General features: G+C 55.8%; 17 protein-coding genes. 6 read left to right on the plus strand and 11 right to left on the minus strand.

The window, feature by feature from the left end:
- Positions 1 to 66: 66 nt before the first annotated feature.
- Positions 67 to 1,503, minus strand: coding sequence for a diguanylate cyclase (locus FIV00_RS29215; RefSeq protein WP_152503994.1), 1,437 nt, complete (start codon positions 1,501 to 1,503; stop codon positions 67 to 69).
- Between the two features lie 144 nt (positions 1,504 to 1,647).
- Positions 1,648 to 2,199, minus strand: coding sequence for a cytochrome c family protein (locus FIV00_RS29220; RefSeq protein WP_152503995.1), 552 nt, complete (start codon positions 2,197 to 2,199; stop codon positions 1,648 to 1,650).
- Between the two features lie 184 nt (positions 2,200 to 2,383).
- Here FIV00_RS29220 and FIV00_RS29225 point away from each other — a divergent pair, with 184 nt between their 5' ends.
- From FIV00_RS29225 to FIV00_RS29235, 3 genes are read left to right on the plus strand one after another with little or no spacing between them, the layout of a single operon-like run.
- Positions 2,384 to 3,130, plus strand: a complete 747-nt coding sequence (locus FIV00_RS29225; protein WP_152503996.1) for a 3-deoxy-manno-octulosonate cytidylyltransferase — start codon at positions 2,384 to 2,386, stop codon at positions 3,128 to 3,130.
- A 20-nt stretch (positions 3,131 to 3,150) separates the two neighbouring features.
- Positions 3,151 to 4,041 (plus strand): prephenate dehydratase, encoded by an 891-nt coding sequence (locus FIV00_RS29230; protein WP_152503997.1) that lies wholly within the window; start codon positions 3,151 to 3,153, stop codon positions 4,039 to 4,041.
- A gap of 29 nt (positions 4,042 to 4,070) precedes the next feature.
- Complete coding sequence (locus tag FIV00_RS29235) at positions 4,071 to 5,072, plus strand: adenosine kinase (protein WP_152503998.1); 1,002 nt, start codon at positions 4,071 to 4,073, stop codon at positions 5,070 to 5,072.
- A 71-nt stretch (positions 5,073 to 5,143) separates the two neighbouring features.
- Here FIV00_RS29235 and FIV00_RS29240 read toward each other — a convergent pair whose 3' ends face one another.
- From FIV00_RS29240 to FIV00_RS29250, 3 genes are all read right to left on the minus strand, one after another.
- Positions 5,144 to 5,764 carry a 2,3-bisphosphoglycerate-dependent phosphoglycerate mutase gene (locus tag FIV00_RS29240; RefSeq protein WP_152503999.1) on the minus strand — a complete coding sequence of 207 codons (621 nt, stop codon included), beginning with the start codon at positions 5,762 to 5,764 and terminating at the stop codon, positions 5,144 to 5,146.
- A gap of 29 nt (positions 5,765 to 5,793) precedes the next feature.
- Entirely contained in the window at positions 5,794 to 6,606 is an 813-nt protein-coding gene (dapB, locus tag FIV00_RS29245) for a 4-hydroxy-tetrahydrodipicolinate reductase (protein WP_152504000.1), read from the minus strand.
- A 272-nt stretch (positions 6,607 to 6,878) separates the two neighbouring features.
- Complete coding sequence (locus FIV00_RS29250) at positions 6,879 to 7,094, minus strand: hypothetical protein (RefSeq protein WP_152504001.1); 216 nt, start codon at positions 7,092 to 7,094, stop codon at positions 6,879 to 6,881.
- 14 nt (positions 7,095 to 7,108) lie between these two features.
- On the opposite strand from FIV00_RS29250, the gene FIV00_RS29255 reads away from it, so the two are divergent.
- Positions 7,109 to 9,823 carry a bifunctional diguanylate cyclase/phosphodiesterase gene (locus tag FIV00_RS29255; protein ID WP_152504002.1) on the plus strand — a complete coding sequence of 905 codons (2,715 nt, stop codon included), beginning with the start codon at positions 7,109 to 7,111 and terminating at the stop codon, positions 9,821 to 9,823.
- Between the two features lie 84 nt (positions 9,824 to 9,907).
- Here FIV00_RS29255 and pnp read toward each other — a convergent pair whose 3' ends face one another.
- The 3 genes from pnp to FIV00_RS29270 form a co-directional block, all read right to left on the minus strand.
- Positions 9,908 to 12,037: a polyribonucleotide nucleotidyltransferase gene (gene pnp, locus FIV00_RS29260; protein WP_152504515.1), complete on the minus strand. Its 2,130-nt coding sequence runs from the start codon at positions 12,035 to 12,037 to the stop codon at positions 9,908 to 9,910.
- Between the two features lie 336 nt (positions 12,038 to 12,373).
- Positions 12,374 to 12,643 carry a 30S ribosomal protein S15 gene (gene rpsO / locus FIV00_RS29265; RefSeq protein WP_152504003.1) on the minus strand — a complete coding sequence of 90 codons (270 nt, stop codon included), beginning with the start codon at positions 12,641 to 12,643 and terminating at the stop codon, positions 12,374 to 12,376.
- Positions 12,644 to 12,944: 301 nt separating this feature from the next.
- Positions 12,945 to 13,277 (minus strand): helix-turn-helix domain-containing protein, encoded by a 333-nt coding sequence (locus tag FIV00_RS29270; RefSeq protein WP_152504004.1) that lies wholly within the window; start codon positions 13,275 to 13,277, stop codon positions 12,945 to 12,947.
- Between the two features lie 84 nt (positions 13,278 to 13,361).
- Here FIV00_RS29270 and FIV00_RS29275 point away from each other — a divergent pair, with 84 nt between their 5' ends.
- Positions 13,362 to 14,024 carry a hypothetical protein gene (locus FIV00_RS29275; protein ID WP_173006207.1) on the plus strand — a complete coding sequence of 221 codons (663 nt, stop codon included), beginning with the start codon at positions 13,362 to 13,364 and terminating at the stop codon, positions 14,022 to 14,024.
- Positions 14,021 to 14,695, plus strand: coding sequence for a phosphatase PAP2 family protein (locus FIV00_RS29280; RefSeq protein ID WP_152504006.1), 675 nt, complete (start codon positions 14,021 to 14,023; stop codon positions 14,693 to 14,695). Before FIV00_RS29275 ends, FIV00_RS29280 begins: the two co-directional genes overlap by 4 nt.
- Before the next feature lie 28 nt (positions 14,696 to 14,723).
- On the opposite strand, the gene truB is transcribed toward FIV00_RS29280, so the two are convergent.
- From truB to infB, 3 genes are all read right to left on the minus strand, one after another.
- On the minus strand, positions 14,724 to 15,668 hold the full coding sequence (gene truB, locus FIV00_RS29285; RefSeq protein ID WP_152504007.1) for a tRNA pseudouridine(55) synthase TruB: 945 nt from the start codon (positions 15,666 to 15,668) through the stop codon (positions 14,724 to 14,726).
- 104 nt (positions 15,669 to 15,772) lie between these two features.
- Positions 15,773 to 16,177: a 30S ribosome-binding factor RbfA gene (gene rbfA, locus FIV00_RS29290; RefSeq protein ID WP_152504008.1), complete on the minus strand. Its 405-nt coding sequence runs from the start codon at positions 16,175 to 16,177 to the stop codon at positions 15,773 to 15,775.
- Positions 16,178 to 16,372: 195 nt separating this feature from the next.
- On the minus strand, positions 16,373 to 19,102 hold the full coding sequence (gene infB, locus FIV00_RS29295) for a translation initiation factor IF-2 (protein WP_247649312.1): 2,730 nt from the start codon (positions 19,100 to 19,102) through the stop codon (positions 16,373 to 16,375).
- Positions 19,103 to 19,114: the final 12 nt, after the last annotated feature.

Below are 19,114 nucleotides of genomic sequence, written 5' to 3' on the forward strand. Positions count from 1 at the left end.
CTTATGTAAACAGTGTAGGGACGCACTGACCAAACGTCACCAGCTGGTTGGCAAGATGACAGAAATTTAACCGGCCTGGATCACTCCCTTCTTAGGAGCGTCTTGTGAATTTTGCTTAGTTTTGGCCTTCTGAGCGTACATTCGACCGTCAGCAACTCTTAGTAGGTCTTCGACAGTTGCTGCATCCCCTGGATAGCTTGCCGTTCCAATGCTTGCCTTAACGTCAATCCGTGCTCCCGAATACTCAAAAGCGCGCGACACGTGGTCAGACAGTCTGGTGAGAAAGGACTTACGTTCCTGCCTGCGCATGTTCCCAGGGGTCAGGACTATGAACTCATCGCCGCCGACGCGTGCGACCGTATCAGTCCTGCGAACCTGGTTCTGCAGCCGTTGACCCACCTCCACAAGCAGCCGGTCACCAACCGAATGCCCGTAACTGTCATTGATCGGCTTGAAGGCATCCAGATCGACATAAAAAATCTCGAAACCGGAACCGCTGCGCTCGCACATGGCGGCGAGCTGCATCATCCGGTCTTCAAGGAGCCGCCTGTTGGCCAACCCGGTCAAGGGGTCATGCAATGCCATTGACCGGACCTTGTAGACCTCACTGATCAGAAGAAACGCCATTGCTGCAAAGACCAGAGACAGGAAACTTCCGACCAGTTGGGTGATCCAGACCTTGTTGCCCATATTGGACCAACCGGCCTCCGGATAGGCGATCAGCTCCCAATCCAGTCCCCCCGGCAGATGAAGTGGCAGAGATACAAAATCGAGGTTCTCAATCGCCGCAGAACCAAATATCACCGCAGACTGGCTGTTTACGGCGTTCTTGTTGAGAAGCGCCATTCGAAGTCCATCGACGCTTTCCCTGATCCCGGCTGACGCCATCAAACCTGCTTCGTCCAGGACAAGCGTCACGACACCCCAGTAGGGCCGGTCCTTTGTGGCCTGGCCCGGGAAAGACGCCGGAAAAACGGGAATACGGATCACAAGAGCCCGCCCGCCCTGAACGAGCTCAAGCGGCCCGGCAATGACAACCTCCCGGGTGAGCATGGCTTTGCGTATCGCAGGCCACTGGGCGGTGTTCATTCGGTAGTTGAGACCAATGGCGGCCTGGTTCGGTTCAAATGGATAGACGGCTCGCAGAATGTTGTTGGGTGCAAGACCGATGGAACGTATCGACGGGTTTTCCTCGATCAGGTCAATCGCAATTTCACGATAGTCTGCCATGTCGAATGGTGCATCGGTGTCCTGGGAGACCACCGATCTCAATCCAAAGCCGTAGGCGACCGTGCGGCTCAATTCACCTTCAAGCCGAGCGTGCACTTCAGACAAGTTGGCGATCACTTCGCGCTTGTGTTGGGAAACGAGTTCGTTGCGTACGAGCTGGCCCACATGCGCTGTCACGGCAATTCCGACGAGGAAACACGCGACAGCAACGATGGAGGCGGCAACCGCTCCATTTGTTTTGCCCAGCAGATCTCTCGTTAGACTTATGCCCATGCGGCCCACACCCGACCTTCGCCCGCGTAGCATATAACGTAACGTCAGATTTGTTAATTTTTCGCCCAGTTCCAACAAAAAAGCCGGGCTCCAGGCCCGGCTCTTCCAGAATTTTCAACAGATAGCAGTGCGACGACGGGTGTTTTACTCTGTCGGCAGTGGCTTTGGCGAAGCAGAGAGCTCACGCATGTAAGCAATCATGTTGGCCCGCTCTTCCGGCTTGCGAAGGCCGGCAAAACCCATTGACGTACCAGGGATGTATTTCTTCGGGGAAGCCAGGAAGGACTCAAGGCCTTCATATGTCCACTCGGCGTTGGCCGCACCGTATTCGTTCATGGCGGCAGAGTATCCGAAACCGTCGACGCCTCCAGGCTTGCGACCGACCACATCCCAAAGTGCCGGACCGACCTTGTTGGCTCCGCCGTCATCAAACGTGTGGCAAGCGGCGCATTTCTTGGCGACTTTCTCACCTTCGGAGGCCGAGGCTGCGAGTAGCAGCTCTGAAATCGGCACAACGTCCGGCTCAGGCTGAACTTCAGAAGTGGAATCTTCCGCGGATGCCACGACAATCTCATAGCCCGGTTTGCCGGGGATTGTCGGGTGGAAGATGATGTCGGAGACAATACCAACACCCATTGTCAAAATCAGGACCATCAGGATCGCACCGGCGATCTTGTTCAGCGTGAAGGAATCCATTCTCTTCGGCTCCAAGCTCATACGCGTCCGAGCCCGCAGTGTCACTGCGAGCCCTATCAGCTTTTCGAATTTTGCCGGAACCTACAAATTTTTTGACCTTGCTGTCCATAGCTTTAAAAGGGCATCTGATACGACAAACGGACGCGGCACGGTTTTTTTGTGCCTTTTCTGCCCGTCCGACCGAATGGAGACCCGATTGACTGCCGCTCTTGTGATCATACCCGCCCGTCTTGCGGCAACACGCCTTCCGCGCAAACCGCTTGCCGACATTTGCGGAAAACCAATGATTGTGCGTGTTCTCGAGCAAGCCCAGAATGCGGATATCGGCCCAGTCGCCGTCGCTTGTGACGACAAAGACATTTTCGATGCCATCCAGGACCATGGGGGGCAGGCAGTGATGACACGTGTCGATCATGCGTCCGGCTCGGACCGCATTCATGAAGCTGTCGGACTGGTTGATCCGGACGAAAAATTTGAAGTGGTGCTCAATGTTCAAGGCGATGTGCCCCTGATTGCACCCGAAGCGATTCGGGCAGCCTTTGCTCCGCTGACCGTTCCTGACGTCCAGATCGGAACCATCATGACGGAGTTCACGAACCCGGACTTCAGAGACGACCCGAACTTCGTCAAGGCTGTCACGACCCCAAACGGTGAAGGGCATCACCGGGCGCTTTACTTCACCCGAGCACTTGCTCCAAGCGGCGAAGGTCCGCACTATCACCACATCGGAATTTATGCCTATCGGCGGTCCGCCCTGGCAAAGTTTGTCGCCCTTTCGCCGTCCCCGCTGGAGCTTCGCGAAAAGCTGGAGCAGTTGCGTGCACTAGAGGCAGGCATGCGGATCGATGTGTCCGTCATTGACAGCGCACCCATGGACGTGAACACCCCGGAAGATCTTGAGCGCGCACGCGCGGCCTACCGAACATCCTAGAAAGTCAGGCTTTTTTACCCATGTCAGATAGAAAAAGAATTGTGTTTCAGGGAGAAACCGGCGCCAACTCCCACATGGCCTGCCGGAGCGTTTATCCCGATTACGAGGCTATCCCTTGCGCGACCTTCGAGGACTGCTTTTCCGCAATGGCGGATGGTTCGGCGGACCTTGCCATGATCCCGATCGAAAACTCTGTCGCTGGCCGTGTCGCAGACATCCATCACCTTCTGCCGAAATCCGATCTGAATATCATTGGCGAGTATTTCATGCCGATCAGGTTTCAACTGATGGCGCCCAAGGGTGCCCGTGTGGAAGATCTGAAGAAGGTTCAAAGCCACATTCATGCGCTTGGACAGTGCCGCAATGTCATCCGGGAACTCGGTCTGACCGCCGTAGTTGGTGGTGATACGGCCGGTTCGGCGCGGCAGATTTCTGAGTTGAATGACCCAAGCGTCGGCGCACTCGCGCCAGAAATGGCTGCCGAGATCTACAATCTCGACATCTTGCGCGAGAACGTTGAAGACGCTGCGCATAACACGACACGGTTTGTTATCCTCTCCCGTGACAAGATGGAGGCCGCGCATAACGGCCAACCGGTTATCACCACGTTCATCTTCCGTGTTCGAAACGTACCGGCTGCGCTTTATAAGGCGCTCGGAGGGTTTGCGACCAACGGGGTCAACATGACAAAGCTGGAATCCTATCAGCTCGAAGGCCAATTCTTTGCATCCATGTTCTACGCAGATGTGGAAGGGCACCCTGAAGACCCGGCGGTGGCCCTCGCCCTTGAGGAGCTGGCCTTCTTCTGCGCGGAGCTGAACATGCTCGGGGTCTACCGCGCCAGCCCGTTCCGGGAAAAGATCAAAGAACCTGAGGCCAACCGCGCCCTCAGACCCAATCCAAATTCCTAACGTCACCCCTGGCGCTATCAGAGGACAATATGACCGAAACCAGATTTGATGCCCTGTGCATCGGAAATGCCATTTGCGATGTATTTGCACATGTTGAAGAAGATTTTCTTCTCCAGGAAAACCTGATCAAGGGGTCGATGCGTCTGATCGATACCGAAGAAGCAGTGCGTCTCTTCAACAAGATGGGGCAAACCGTCAGGGTTTCCGGTGGCAGCGCCGGCAATACGGCAGCCGGTATTGCGTCTCTTGGGGGACGTCCTGCCTATTTCGGCAAGGTGGCAGAAGACGAACTGGGCGACAGCTACTCTCACGACATGAACGGAACAGGCGTTTATTTCAACACACCGCGCCTGCGGGAGTGGAAGCCGACTGCGCGCTCGATGATCCTGATCACACCCGATGGTGAGCGCACCATGAACACCTATCTTGGCGCTTGCACCGAATTCAGCCCGGCCGATGTGGACGAAGAAGTCGTTGCCGCGGCTGCGGTCACTTACATGGAAGGCTATCTCTGGGATCCAGAAGAGGCCAAGAAAGCGTTCCTTAAAGCGGCTGAAGTTGCGCATCTGAACAATCGCAAGGTCGCCTTGACGCTTTCCGATTCCTTTTGCGTTGACCGTTACCGTGACGAATTTCAATCGCTTCTGTCCGACGGTGTTGTCGATCTTCTGTTTGCGAACGAGCACGAACTCAAGGCGCTCTACCAAACCGGCGATCTGGACACGGCCATCAGTGCCGCCAAGGAAAACGGCGCACTAACAGCCCTGACGCTCGGCTCCGAAGGCGCAATGGCTTTCGACCGGGATGAAACCGTGAAAGTTGACGCGAAGGACGTTGCCAACGTTGTGGACCTGACAGGTGCCGGTGATCTCTTTGCGTCCGGTTTCCTGTTTGGCCTCGCACGCGACTACAAGATCGCCGATGCGACTGAGCTGGGCTGCCTATGCGCTGCGAGTGTCATCAGTCACGTTGGCGCACGCCCGGAACGCCCGTTGAAAAACCTTGCGGCACAAAGCGGTTTCGAAGTCTAGAAAAAACAAAGGGGCGATCACTATCGCCCCTCTAATTTTGCTGTCTTGGCATTTTGCTGAAAAGCGAGGCGTCAGTCGGCAAGATCCTGCATGCTGACAACGCCGCCGTTTTCATCGAGCCGATAAATGATCGGCGTGCCGGTTCCAAGCTCGCGTTTCAGGATCTCTTCCGGACTGAGGTTTTCAAGCTCCATGATCAAGGACCTGAGCGAGTTTCCATGGGCAGCGACAATTGTCCGGTTGCCAGCCAACACACGCGGCAGAATTTCAGCCTTGTAGTATGGAAGCACCCGCTCTGCCGTCATCTTGAGGCTCTCGCCGCCAGGAGGCGGTACATCATAAGAGCGGCGCCAGATATGGACCTGGTCTTCACCAAATTGCTGACGGGCCTCATCTTTGTTCATGCCTGTCAGATCGCCATAGTCCCGTTCATTCAACGCCTGGTCTTTGAACGTTTCCAGACCGGTCTGTCCGAGCTCATCCAGAATAATATCGAGCGTTTTCTGCGCACGCGACAGAACCGAGGTGAAAGCGAGATCGAATTCCAGCTTCAAATCCTTGAGCTGCTGTCCGGCCTTGTGAGCTTCGGCAACTCCCTGTTCGGTCAGGCCAGGGTCCTTCCAGCCGGTAAACAGGTTCTTCAAATTCCATTCGCTTTGTCCGTGACGGACAAGCACAAGAAGGCGATCCATGCCGTGCTCCTTAAGCTTCGATCTCAATTTTAGTCGTCCAGGCCGAGAACGTCGGCCATGGAATAAAATCCGGGCTTTTGATCAAAGCCCCATAGCGCTGCCTTCACGGCACCGCGCGCAAATAGCTGCCTGTCTTCAGCTCTGTGAGACAGTTCGATCCTTTCACCTTCACCGGCGAAAATCACGGAGTGTTCGCCGATAACCGATCCCCCTCTCAGGGTGGCAAAGCCGATATTGCCCGTTTGCCTTGGGTCCATGATACCGTCTCGCGTGCGCACCGAATGGGTTCCCAAATCGAGCCCACGCCCTTCGGCAGCGGCCTGACCAAGCAGCAGGGCCGTCCCTGACGGCGCATCAACCTTGTGTTTATGGTGCATTTCCAGGACCTCAATATCGAAGTCGGAATCCAGCGCAGCGGCGGCCTTGCGCACCAAGCTGGCAAGCAAATTCACGCCCAGGCTCATATTGCCGCTCTTGATTATGCGCGCATGTCGCGCTGCGGCACGAAGAGGTTCGTCCTGCCCCTCCGCCCAGCCGGTCGTGCCAATGACGTGGACGATCCGGGCTTGAGCGGCCAGTTCGGCAAAATAGAGACTGGCTGGAGGTGCGGTAAAATCGAGAACGCCGTCCGCCTTGGCAAAAGCGGTCAGCGGATCGTCGGTGACGGGCACACCAAGTGTCTCGGTACCCGCAAGATCTCCGACGTCTTTTCCCAGACAATCAGCGCCTTCCCGCTCGACTGCCGCGACCACCATTGCACCAGGTGCTTCGGTTATGGCGCGTGTCAAGGCCCGACCCATTCGGCCACCAGCTCCGACGACCACCAAACGCATCTGCGCCATTACGAACCCCTCAATCAACTTTCGAAGGGGGTATAGCAGTTTCGCACAGGGAGGCAAACGCTTGATATGGCGCTTGACGGCAGTGCAGCTCCGTATAATTCCTTGTAAATATTACTAGGATTAGAACTTGAACTTCACAGTCAAGACTAAGTTAATTCCCGTATTTTTGTTGACTAAAATCTTTCCTTCAATTCACGTAAGATAAACTTTGAGCGGTTACAGTGATGCTTCCGATTGCTTAATCTTACAATTGTGAAATCCAATCAAAGATTTCATGATGGTGTATTCGGATGGTCTGAGAACCAATGAAGAATGATGTGACCAAATTGACGCCGGGGCTTCGAGGGCGCTCCAGATCTGGAAATGTCGCCTTTGGCCATGACAGCCTGATCCCACTCAACCAGGCAGGTCTTCTTGTTGCGCAAACTCTCGGTCACACTCCCAACGCCTGCGGAGAGCCGCATTGAAGGGTCGGTTTTCATTTCCATTCAGTCGCCTTGTCATGGCACTTTTCGCCATCGGATTGGTCGGCACGGGGATAGCCCTGTTCTGGGTCACCTATATGGGAAGTCTGTCGATCGCAGAATACGAAGTTGCGCGCAGCGCCAAGTCGAAGGCGACGCTGGCGCGTCTTGTTTTCAACCAACATTTGGACCAACTCGAAGGGCGCATTCGCATGGTAGCAAGCGACCCCGCGCTTCAAAACGCACTGGCTGAAAAGGACGAAGCGGCGGCAAAGGCAATTGTGGAACAGGCATCGCAAAGCATGACCAGCGCTGTTCTCGACCTGTTGCTGATCGATCTTCCCGATGAAAATGGTTGGGTCAAAAGCAGCCTCGGCCTGATCGACCTAACGGATCAGTTGCCTTTCGATGTTCGTCAGGCCATGCCTCCCGATATCTGGATCACCTATTCCAACCACCATACTGACCCGATGGAAGTTACGGCTGCCTTGTCGATCCTGGTGATCGATCCGGATACGGGGCAACTTCTTGGCCGGGTCTTTGGAGGCACGTCGGTCACCAGTTCATTTTCGCTTCCAGGTGTGCTTGCCAAGAACCTGCAGGTCGATGACATTTCATTCGCTCATGACGATCACATCGTTGCCGGCATCGGTGAGCTGATGAGCGACACACTGCATCACAGGGTGACCACCGGATCAGAGGACGTTCAGTACCTACTTGAAAATGATCAGCTTTTCGTCATTGCGCCCCTAATCGCCGATCTTGACGGACACATGTTGTCCGCCATTATCAAGCAGCCGATTGATACGCTCAAGAATGTCAAGGCAACCTATAGCCAGCTGTTCCTACCGTTTCTCGTCTATACCCTTTTGCTGGCGCTGTGTGCGGCGCTGCTGGTCAACAGGATAACCAGCGCCGGCCTCGGCCGGCTGATGCGGTATGCCATGAATTTGCGTCAGGATCGCCTGGTTTCCGCTCCTCAGGCCGGACTGATTTCCGAGTTCAACAAACTGTCAGCAATGTTCCAGACGGCCTTTGAAACAGTCAGGAACAGGGATGCCCAGTTCAAGGACATGATCGACGGTTCGCTGCACGGCGTTTTGGTGCATTCCAACCGGCGCGTCCTATATGTAAATGACGCTCTCCTGAAGATGCTCGGGTATGAGCCCGGCACGTCCGAACAGCTGGTGGGAACACCCCTTCTGACGTTTTATGCACCTGAAGAACATGACCGCTTGCGCAGTTATCTGAAGATGCGTGGAAGCGGCGGCGCGCCACGCGTATATGATGTCAAAGGGCAACATAGAGACGGGCACACAGTCTGGTTCGAACAGCACGTTCGTCTCACAGAATGGCGCGGCGAGAACGCCCTTTATGTAACGATCACGGATATCAGTGAGCGCAAACGTCAGGAAGAACTGGCAACCAAGAATGCCAATTTTGACATTCTGACCGGATTGCCCAACCGACGCCTTCTTCTGGACCGGTTGCGGCAAAGCTTGCAGCGTAACCGGCATGACGGCGTTCTGACAGCATTGATGATCCTCGATATCGATCGCTTCAAGATGGTCAATGAGACCTATGGACCGAAGGCGGGCGACCGGGTGATCGAAAGCGTTGCCTCCCGGCTAACACAGACAATGGGACCGGACCAGACAGTTGCGCGCATGGGCGGCGACGAGTTCGCCATTATCCTGTCCGACCCTGAGGACCGCTGGGAAATCGAAAGGATTGCAAAGGAGATCCTGACCGATATCAGTGACCCGATTGAACTTGAAGACGGCACCCGCGTCGTGCTGTCAGGCAGCCTTGGCATTACGCTTGCGCCAAATGACGGTGACGATGACGAAGTCCTGCTGTTACAGGCCGATACCAGCATGCACCAGGCAAAGGCAGAGAGCGGCACCAGTTACAGGTTCTTTGCCACCCGGATGAATGAACAGACAGCTCGTGCTGGTCTTGTGGAAGCGTCATTGCGGCGTGCAATTGAAAGTGACGAGCTGCACCTCAATTACCAACCGATTGTTGACTTTGCCTCGAACAAGGTCGTTGGCTGTGAAGCGCTGGCACGCTGGACGGACGACAAGCTGGGCGTCGTTCCACCGACAGAGTTCATTCAGGTGGCCGAAGAATGCGGTCTCATCGTTCCCCTTGGCGAGTGGGTGCTCCGGGAAGCCTGCACTTTCTTTCAGTCCTGCAATCGCAATGGAATGAAGCTGGAAAGCATCAGTGTGAACATCTCACCACGCCAATGCCGTGAAGAGGACTTCCTGACCCGACTTCGCGACATACTCCATGACACCGACATGGATCCTGCACATCTGTGTCTGGAAATAACCGAAAGCGTGATGTTTGACGATCAGCGAACCAACCCGGTGGAGATCCTGACCGCGATCAGCTCGCTGGGAATAAGGATATCCCTTGATGATTTCGGAACCGGCTATTCCTCGCTCAGCTATCTGAAACGCCTGCCGATAGACACGCTGAAGGTGGACCGCGCCTTCGTTATGGACCTAGAGCAGGACCAGGACGATCAGGCGCTTGTCCAGGCCATCATTTCTATGGCGCGTTCACTTGGGATCAACGTGGTCTGCGAGGGGGCTGAAACGCTGGAACAGTGTGATCTGATCCTGTCATTCGGTTGCCAGCTGATCCAGGGATACCATTTCGCCCGGCCAATGGTCGGTGTCGATTTTCACGGATATCTCGTCAATATGAACGGGACTGATCAGGTCGCAGCCGAGGCCGGTTGATCACACCGAGCAAAAATTCATCAGGCAGACAAAAAACGGGGGCCGAACGGCCCCCGCTTCTACTATTCAAGCTTTCAAGAAGGCTTATTCAGCTTCTTCTTTCTTCTCGATTTCCTTGCCGGTCTCCTGGTCAACGACTTTCATGGACAGGCGAACCTTGCCACGCTCGTCAAAGCCCATCAGCTTGACCCAGACCTTGTCGCCTTCCTTGACCACATCGGTGACCTTGCCGACTTTTCTCGGAGCAAGCTGGGAAATGTGAACCAGGCCGTCTTTGGCGCCGAAGAAGTTCACAAATGCGCCGAAATCAACGCATTTCACGACAGTGCCTTCGTAAATCACACCGACTTCCGGTTCAGCGGCTATGGAGTTGATCCAGTTGACGGCTGCCTTGATGGCCTTGCCATCGGAAGAAGCAATCTTGACGGTGCCATCGTCTTCGATGTTGACCTTCGCACCGGTCTTTTCAACGATTTCACGGATGACCTTGCCGCCGGAACCGATGACTTCACGGATCTTGTCGACCGGGATCTTCATCACTTCAATGCGCGGTGCGTGCTCGCCGAGCTCTGACCGGGCTTCCGTGATGGCGTTGGACATCTCGCCAAGGATATGAATACGACCGTCCTTGGCCTGCGCCAGGGCAACTTTCATGATCTCTTCGGTGATGCCGTCGATCTTGATGTCCATCTGCAGGGAAGTGATGCCCTGTTCGGAACCGGCAACCTTGAAGTCCATGTCGCCAAGGTGATCTTCATCACCGAGAATGTCAGACAGAACAGCGAAGCGATCGCCTTCCTTGATCAGACCCATTGCGATGCCCGCAACAGGTGACTTGAGCGGCACGCCTGCATCCATCATCGCAAGGGATGTACCGCAAACGGTTGCCATGGACGACGAACCGTTGGATTCGGTGATCTCAGAGACAATGCGAATGGTGTACGGGAACTCATGATGCTGAGGCAGCATCGGATTGATCGCCCGCCAGGCCAGCTTGCCGTGGCCGATTTCGCGGCGTCCCGGAGAGCCCATGCGGCCGGTTTCGCCGACGGAGTAAGGCGGGAAGTTGTAGTGCAGCATGAAGTGAGACTTCACAGTGCCTTCCAACAGATCGATGAACTGCTCGTCTTCACCGGTGCCAAGGGTGGCAACCACCAGGCCCTGCGTTTCACCGCGGGTGAAGAGGGACGAGCCGTGTGCGCGCGGCAGGATGCCGACTTCAGAAGAAATTGCACGGACGGTCGACAGGTCACGACCATCGATACGTGAACCCGTGTCGAGAATGTTTCCACGGACAACTTCGGCTTCCAGTTTCTTGAACTGTTCGCCCAGAACGTTGGATTCGACGGCTTCGCCCTCAGCGGCATTGGTGATCAGTGCCTCAACCACCTTGGCTTTGGCAGCGTCAACCGCATTCTTGCGTTCGGTCTTGGACGTGATCTTGTAAGCTTCGGCAACTTCACCGGCGACCATAGACTTGATTTTGGCGAGGAGCTCGGAATGGTCCGGCAAGACCAGCTCACGCGGTTCTTTGGCAGCGGTTTCAGCCAGCTTGATGATGGCGTCGATCACGGTCTGGAAACCCTTGTGACCGAACATCACGGCACCAAGCATGGTGTCTTCGTCGAGTTCCTTGGCTTCCGATTCAACCATCAGAACTGCGTCGTTGGTGCCTGCGACAACAAGATCCAAAGACGATTCCGGCATGTCGTCAACCAGTGGGTTGAGCACGTATTCGCCGTTGATGTAGCCAACACGCGCGCCGCCGATCGGGCCCATGAACGGAACACCGGAAAGGGTGAGGGCTGCGGAAGACGCAACCATAGCCAGAATGTCCGGTGCATTTTCCAGATCGTGGGACAGAACGGTGATCACGACCTGCGTGTCGTTCTTGTAGCCATCAGCAAACAGCGGCCGGATCGGCCGGTCGATCAGGCGTGAGGTCAGAGTTTCGTGCTCAGATGGGCGGCCTTCACGCTTGAAGAAGCCTCCCGGGATCTTACCAGCGGCAAATGCCTTTTCCTGGTAGTTCACCGTAAGTGGGAAAAAGTCCTGACCGGGCCTCGGTTCCTTGGCGGAAACGACTGTCGCCAGAACCTTTGTTTCACCGTAGGTCGCCATGACAGCGCCATCGGCCTGACGGGCAACCTTGCCCGTTTCGAGAATGAGCGGACGTCCGCCCCAGTCGACTTCTACACGATGAATGTCAAACATCATCTGTCCTTGCAAGTTTGCCCGCTGCCGGCTGCTTTCGGTACAGCACGGCGAAACGGGCACATTCCCGGTCGGCCCCGGATGGGCCGGTTACCGGTGGACAGGCCACGGGCAAGACAACGAGCTGCTTTCGCCACTTTTGTGGAAAGAAGCCGGCAATCCTGCCCCATGACGTGTCACGAGGCTTCTATAGAGCGTTTATCAACAAATGGAAACGCTCAAGAGCCGATTGGTGGATCTCCCAGCGGCAATTTGTACATCTGTGCCTGCCGAAGGTGTCTCCAAAGAAAAACGCGGCGGGAATTCACCCCACCGCGTTTACCGAATTCAGTCTTCTTAGCGACGAATGCCAAGACGCTCGATGAGCGACTTGTAACGCTCTTCGCTTTTGCCGCGCGTGTAGTCCAGAAGAGACCGGCGCTGCGCAACCATCTTCAGAAGGCCGCGGCGGGAATGGTTGTCCTTGCCATGGTCCTTGAAGTGTTCGGTCAGGTTGTTGATCCGTTCTGTAAGGATTGCAACCTGGACCTCCGGAGACCCGGTGTCGCCTTCTTTGGTTGCGAATTCCTTCATGAGCTCAGCTTTGCGCTCTGCAGTAATCGACATCGCTCTTTCCTTTCAAAGAGTGGTGGTCCGTTGACCGGACACGTTGAACTGCCGGAAACCGGCCTGATCCGAATGTCTCCAGAGCCGAGATGTCGTTCAGCAAAGGATCCTTTCGGACGAATTGAGCCTTAGTACTCAATGGCGGCGGTATATGGCAGAAAACCGCCAGGAAATCCAGAGTTTTCTTTTCCTGTAAGTCAGGTGCCAGGTTGTGATTTTCCAAGACTGCGGACAGCTTCTTTTTGAGGTGTCGCGGTTGCGCCACCGGCCAACGCCGATTGGTGAGCCCAGGTATCGCTATTCAGCTCGCACCATTCGCTTCGCCCCAAGATTTCATTGCTTCAACAACCGGCAAGATCGATGTGCCCAGGTCCGTCAGCGCATAGTCGACACGTGGCGGAACTTCGGGAAAGACGGTTCGGGAAATCATTCCGTCCGATTCCAGCTCTCGCAATTGTTTGGTCAGCATTTGTTTGGTGATATTCGGGACTGCTCGCTGCATAGCGCCAAACCTGTTTATCCCATTGAAAATGCAGAACAGAATGACCGGTTTCCACTTGCCTCCGATCTTCGACAGGCAATAGGTCACCGGACAACCGGATTGCGGATCTGGAGTCATTGGTATGATTATCATGACTATCTCACAAAATAATGACTAGTTGCCACTAACTCACTTATGCTCATACTCGGTTGTCATCGTCAAATCTTGGAGATGACCATGGCTTTCCGAAACCTTTGCCTTCTGGCCATTCTGTCCGGGCTACCCTTACCGGCATTTGCCAACGACACTTCGCTGGATGGTCTAAAACGCCGTATCATTGGTACCTGGTCATCCATATCCTGTGAGTTAAGGCCGCAGCAGAACCTGCAAGACCCAGGTCTTGCGCCAACTTCCACATATCTCAGACGGGAGTTTTCCTTTGATGCCGACGGCAAGTTTGCTGCCATTATTACTGTTTTCGCGGACGCTGGCTGCAAAAGCCCAGCCATTGCATTCGACTTCGCCGGAAGTCTAGTTTGGCATGACGCAAATCCTGCGGTCGAAGGCGCTTGGTCTCAGGATTATGTGATTGACCGGAAACTTGAACTCACCGTTTTAGCGCCACCGATGGCAGCCCAACTGAACCAACTGCCTCAGGCCGCCTGCGGCACTGGGGCTTTCGTTGTCGGTGAACGCCGTGACATTCTTGGAAAGCCCTGCGTCCTTCTGAAATATGTTGAAGGCAGCAAGCATGTGGTCGACCACGATCTTCTATACGTGCGCGAAGACACACCGAACATGCTGTTCATGGGCGCAAAACACGTCGATGGAACCGGGTTCTATTTCCCTGAAAACAGGCCTCTTGTCGGCCTCCAACAACCGATGATCAAACTCAAATGACTGTAGCTGCTGGCTTGGCAACCGACATTCTGCGAGGTGTCTTAAGGGAAGTCATGACTTTGCGGGTGTATCTGACCTGCCTTGTTGCAGCCGGTGTGACTTTCCTTCTCGCACAGCTTGGCATTGATGCAGCCATCAATGATCTTGCGCGCCTGCAGGAACCGAACACGTCTCTGTTTTGGTCTGCATTTCCGATGCTTGCCGGCCTCGTAATGCCACTGCTCGTGCCTGCTGTTTTGGTGTTCACGGGCGAAACGAAGCTTGCGAAGACGACATTTACAGCATTCTCGGCAACGCTCATTATCGTCTCGATTCTCAAAGGGGTGAGCTCCCGGGTTCACCCGGAAGCCATTCATCCAATTGGCACACTGGCCAAGTCACAAGTTTTTCGGTTCGGCGTTCTGGAAAGCGGATTTTCCAGCCTGATCGAAGGCTGGCCGTCGGGCCACACCGCAACAAATGGTGCTGTTGCATTGGTTCTGGCCTGGTCCACGCCGTATCGCTGGTTGGCGCTATGTGCCTGGGGCTGGTTTGTCTGGGTCGCGTCTGCAACTGTGTTTGGCATCAACGGCGATGTTCACTGGCTGTCGGACACGATTGCCGGCCTGCTGATCGCGTCAACCGTTGCGCTTCAGATAAATTCAAAAACCGGGAAACCTCGCGAACAATGACGGGTTACCATAAAGTCCGTTCAAGGGATCACAAATGAAACACACGGGTCGGCTGAAAACGGCCTTTTTCAATCGTGCCGATCGCGACGGGCACGTCAGCGAGGCTGGCAAAGGCAACGTCCGTGTTCAGCGGAGCGTCCCGGCCGCGCAGGATAATTGCCATTCCTTTGCGGATCTTCGCTGCATCGTCGAGTGAGACCGAGACCTCAACCAGTTCATCCATTGCGTCGCGGACCGGCAGAACAAATTCCGCGACAAGTTCCTGAACATCTTCGCTGTCTTGCAAATCCTCGGCCGCTTCCAGGATCTCGTCGAACTTGATCAGATCGCCTTCCCCAAAGGGGCCGACAAGCAACCGGCGCAATTCCGTGACATGCCCACGCGTGCCCAGCCTGCGGCCAAGATCCCTTGCGAGCGCGCGTACATAGGTTCCTTTGCCACACTCAGCCTCGAAAATTGCGCGGTTATCATCCCGGCAGCTGACAAGATCGAGACGGTGAACATCAATCGGTCGTGCCTCCAACGCGACAGCCTCACCTTCACGCGCCAGATCATAGGCCCGTTCACCGGCCACCTTGATTGCCGAGAATTTAGGTGGGACCTGCATGATCGTTCCGGTAAATTCGCTAAGGACAGCAGCAATCGCATCCTCGGTCGGCCGAACGTCAGATGAGGCAATAACCTCGCCTTCGGTATCGTCAGTGTCGGTTTCAGCGCCCCAGGTCACTTCAAATCGATAGACCTTGCGGCCATCCATCACAAATGGAACCGTCTTCGTGGCTTCACCAAACGCAACGGGCAATAGACCGGAAGCCCTTGGATCCAAAGTGCCTGCGTGACCCACTTTTTGCGGCGAGAAGATGCGTTTTATCTTACCCAGCGCCTCGTTGGAGGTGATGCCGTAGGGCTTGTCCAGGACCAGCCAGCCATTGATGGCATTCTTTTTTCTTTTGACTTGTTTTTGCCGTGCCATTTTTTGCTCTGTCATAGAAAAACGTCAAAGCCCCATGAGCACCCGTCGGTCCGAGCATGCCCGAGCCTTGAAGAGCTTCCGTCGTGACCAAAGACTGTCGGTATCTAGTTGCTTTCGTCGTCCAGGTCCCGGGCAACGTCCGGAGAATGAAGAAGTGACCCGATGCGGTCGTCATCATCAAACCGGGTGTCGAGCACAAAGCGCAAATCGGGCATGTATTTCATGGTCAGCCTGCGAGAAACCTGTCCACGAAGATACTTCGCACTGCGGTTGAGTGCCTTTTCGACATTTTCGGCATTCTTTCCACCGAGCGGCATCACCAGGCAGGTTGCCAAGCGCAGATCGGGCGTCATGCGAACTTCCGGAATCGTGACGATTACACCGTCCAACTCCGGATCTGAAAATTCACCACGCGTGAGGATGTCTGACAGTTCCTTGCGAACCGTTTCGCCTACGCGCAATTGACGCTGCGATGGGCCCCTGCTGTCCTGTCTGTGTTGCTTTGCCATTGTTCTGGTCCTATCCGCCAGTCTTCCCGGTTTGCGCTTGAATGCCGCACGATGTTCCAGGACCTGTCGCATATCCTGCGCGGTTCACGCGCTCAATTGAAAAGAGCGCGCTTTCGCGCGCTCTTTTGTCCGACTTCCGAACTCACAATCGGCAAGCGCCAATGTCGCCCAGAAAATTTTAGACGTTTCCGACTCTCAGAGCGTGCGTGCGATCTGCTCAACCCGGAAACATTCGATAACATCGCCCGGACGCATGTCCTGATACTTGACGAAGTTCATGCCGCATTCCTGACCGGACTCGACCGATTTGACCTCATCCTTGAAGCGCTTGAGCGTGCCCAATTCGCCTTCGTGGATAACCACGTCGTCGCGGATGAGACGGACATTTGCGCCACGCTCGACCACGCCTTCGGTAACCAGACAGCCCGCAACCTTGCCAACCTTGGAGATGTGGAAGATTTCCTTGATCTCCGCATTGCCGAGGAACGTCTCGCGGCGCTCCGGCGACAAGAGACCGGACATGGCAGCCTTGATGTCATCGACCAGGTCATAGATCACATTGTAGTAACGGATCTCGATGCCATCGCGCGAGGCAGCTTCGCGAGCCTGCTTGTTGGCACGTACATTGAAGCCAATGATGGGAGCCTTGGATGCCGCTGCCAGCGTGATGTCGCTTTCGGTGATGCCACCGACGCCTGACAGAAGAATCCTTGCACCAACTTCATCAGTGCCCAGCTCGTTGAGCGCATGAACAATCGCCTCGGCAGAGCCCTGAACGTCCGCCTTGAGAACCAGCGGGAATTCCTTCTTGCCGGTGTTCTGTGCACTCATCATCATCTGTTCGAGCGAGCCGCGAGCAGCGGACGCAACCACAGAGGCTTTTTCACGAATCTGACGCTGACGATAGTCAGTGATTTCGCGAGCACGGGCTTCGTTTTCGACAACGGCAACCATGTCACCAGCAGCCGGCGTGCCCTGGAAACCCAGAACTTCCACCGGTTTGGCGGGGCCTGCTTCCTTTACCTGCTTGCCATTCTCGTCGAGCATCGCACGGACCCGGCCCCATTCGGCACCAGCCACAAGGATGTCACCGGGTTTGAGCGTACCCTTCTGAACCAGAACGGTTGCAACCGGTCCACGGCCACGATCGAGCTGCGCTTCGATAACAATGCCTTCAGCAGTACGATCCGGATTGGCCTGCAATTCCAGGACTTCCGACTGCAGCAGGATCATTTCAAGCAGCTTGTCGAGGTTGGTCCCGTTGAGCGCAGAAACTTCGACATCGATCACGTCACCGCCCATGGATTCCGTCACCAGCTCTTCACTCAAGAGCTCGGTACGAACCCGGTTCGGATCAGCGCCCTCCTTGTCGATCTTGTTGATCGCAATGATGATAGGTGCGTCTGCGGCTTTGGCGTGCGCAATCGCTTCCTTGGTCTGCGGCATGACACCGTCGTCGGCGGCCACAACCAGGATCACGATATCCGTCGACTTCGCACCGCGGGCACGCATCTGCGAGAACGCAGCGTGACCAGGCGTATCGATGAACGTGATCTTCTGACCATCCTGATCGACCTGGTAAGCGCCGATATGCTGTGTGATACCCCCTGCTTCCCCGGTAACGACCTTGGACTTGCGGATGGCATCAAGCAGCGACGTCTTACCGTGGTCAACGTGGCCCATGATGGTGACAACCGGTGGGCGCTGCTGAAGCGTCGCCGCATCGTCTTCCTGGGTGAACAGGCCTTCTTCCACGTCGGCTTCTGACACACGCTTGACCGTGTGGCCCATTTCCTCGGCGATCAGTTCAGCCGTGTCAGCATCGATCACATCGTTGATCTTCAGCATCTGGCCCTGCTTCATCAGAAGCTTGATCACATCCACTGCACGCTCAGCCATACGGTTGGCAAGTTCCTGGATGGTGATGGCTTCAGGCACAGTGACTTCCCGCGAGATCTTCTCGCGAACCACCTGCTGCTGGCCACGCTTCGCCTTTTCCTGGCGGCGGCGCATCGATGCCAGCGAACGTGCCCGCTGACCATCGTCACCTCCTGTTGCCGCAGAAATCGTGAGCTTGGACCGGCGGCGGTCTTCACCAGCACGCGGACGCGTCGTCGGTGTCGGAGCCTGCTTGGGCCGCTTGACTGCACGAAGACCCTTGTTGTTGTTCCGGCTGTCGTCTTCGCTTGCCTCACGGGCAGGCTTGGGACGTGCCGCAGGGGCTTCTTTGCGCTTGCCCATGTCATCAAGGCTTGGCGGTCTGCCGCCATCGGCATGCGACGGCTTGCGGCCGGCAGGTTTTCTTGCCTGGGCGGGCGCTTCACTTGCCGGAGCAGCAGCCGCTTCGGGCTTGGCTTCTTCGACTGCAGGCGCTTCCTTGGCCTTCTCAGCGGCCACACGGGCGGCTTCCGCCTCCTGCTTGGCACGCTCTTCAGCTTCGGCGCTTGCACGCGCTTCTTCTTCCGCCTGACGCTTGGCGGCTTCTGCAGCCCTGCGTTTTTCGTCTTCCTCGCGCCGAATGCGGTCTTCCTCGTCGCGCACCTTCGCCATCTGGAGAGCCGCTGCACGTGCAGCTGCTTCTTCCTTGGTCAAGGTCCGCAGAACGTTGCCGTTGCCTTTCTGGCGCTGACCGGACGCTGAGCGCCGGGCCTGCTTTGCAGCCTGAGGATCAGGCTGCTGCGGCTTGCGTGGCTCTTCACCCGATTTCTCAAGGCGTTGCGTTGCCGGTGCCGGAGCTTCCGGCTTAGGCTCCTGGCCTGGGATCACAACACGACGCTTTTTCTTTTCCACGACGACGGCTTTGGACCGGCCATGCGAAAAGGACTGCCGAACAGTTCCCTGGTCGCCACCCCCGCGCTTGAGGCCAAGCGTCTTGCCACGCTCAACGCTGATTGTCTTGTCGCCTGGATTCTTCGTATCGCTCATATTGCCTTCAGT

The organism is Labrenzia sp. THAF82 (assembly GCF_009363435.1).
Classification (GTDB): Bacteria; Pseudomonadota; Alphaproteobacteria; order Rhizobiales; family Stappiaceae; genus Roseibium; species Roseibium porphyridii.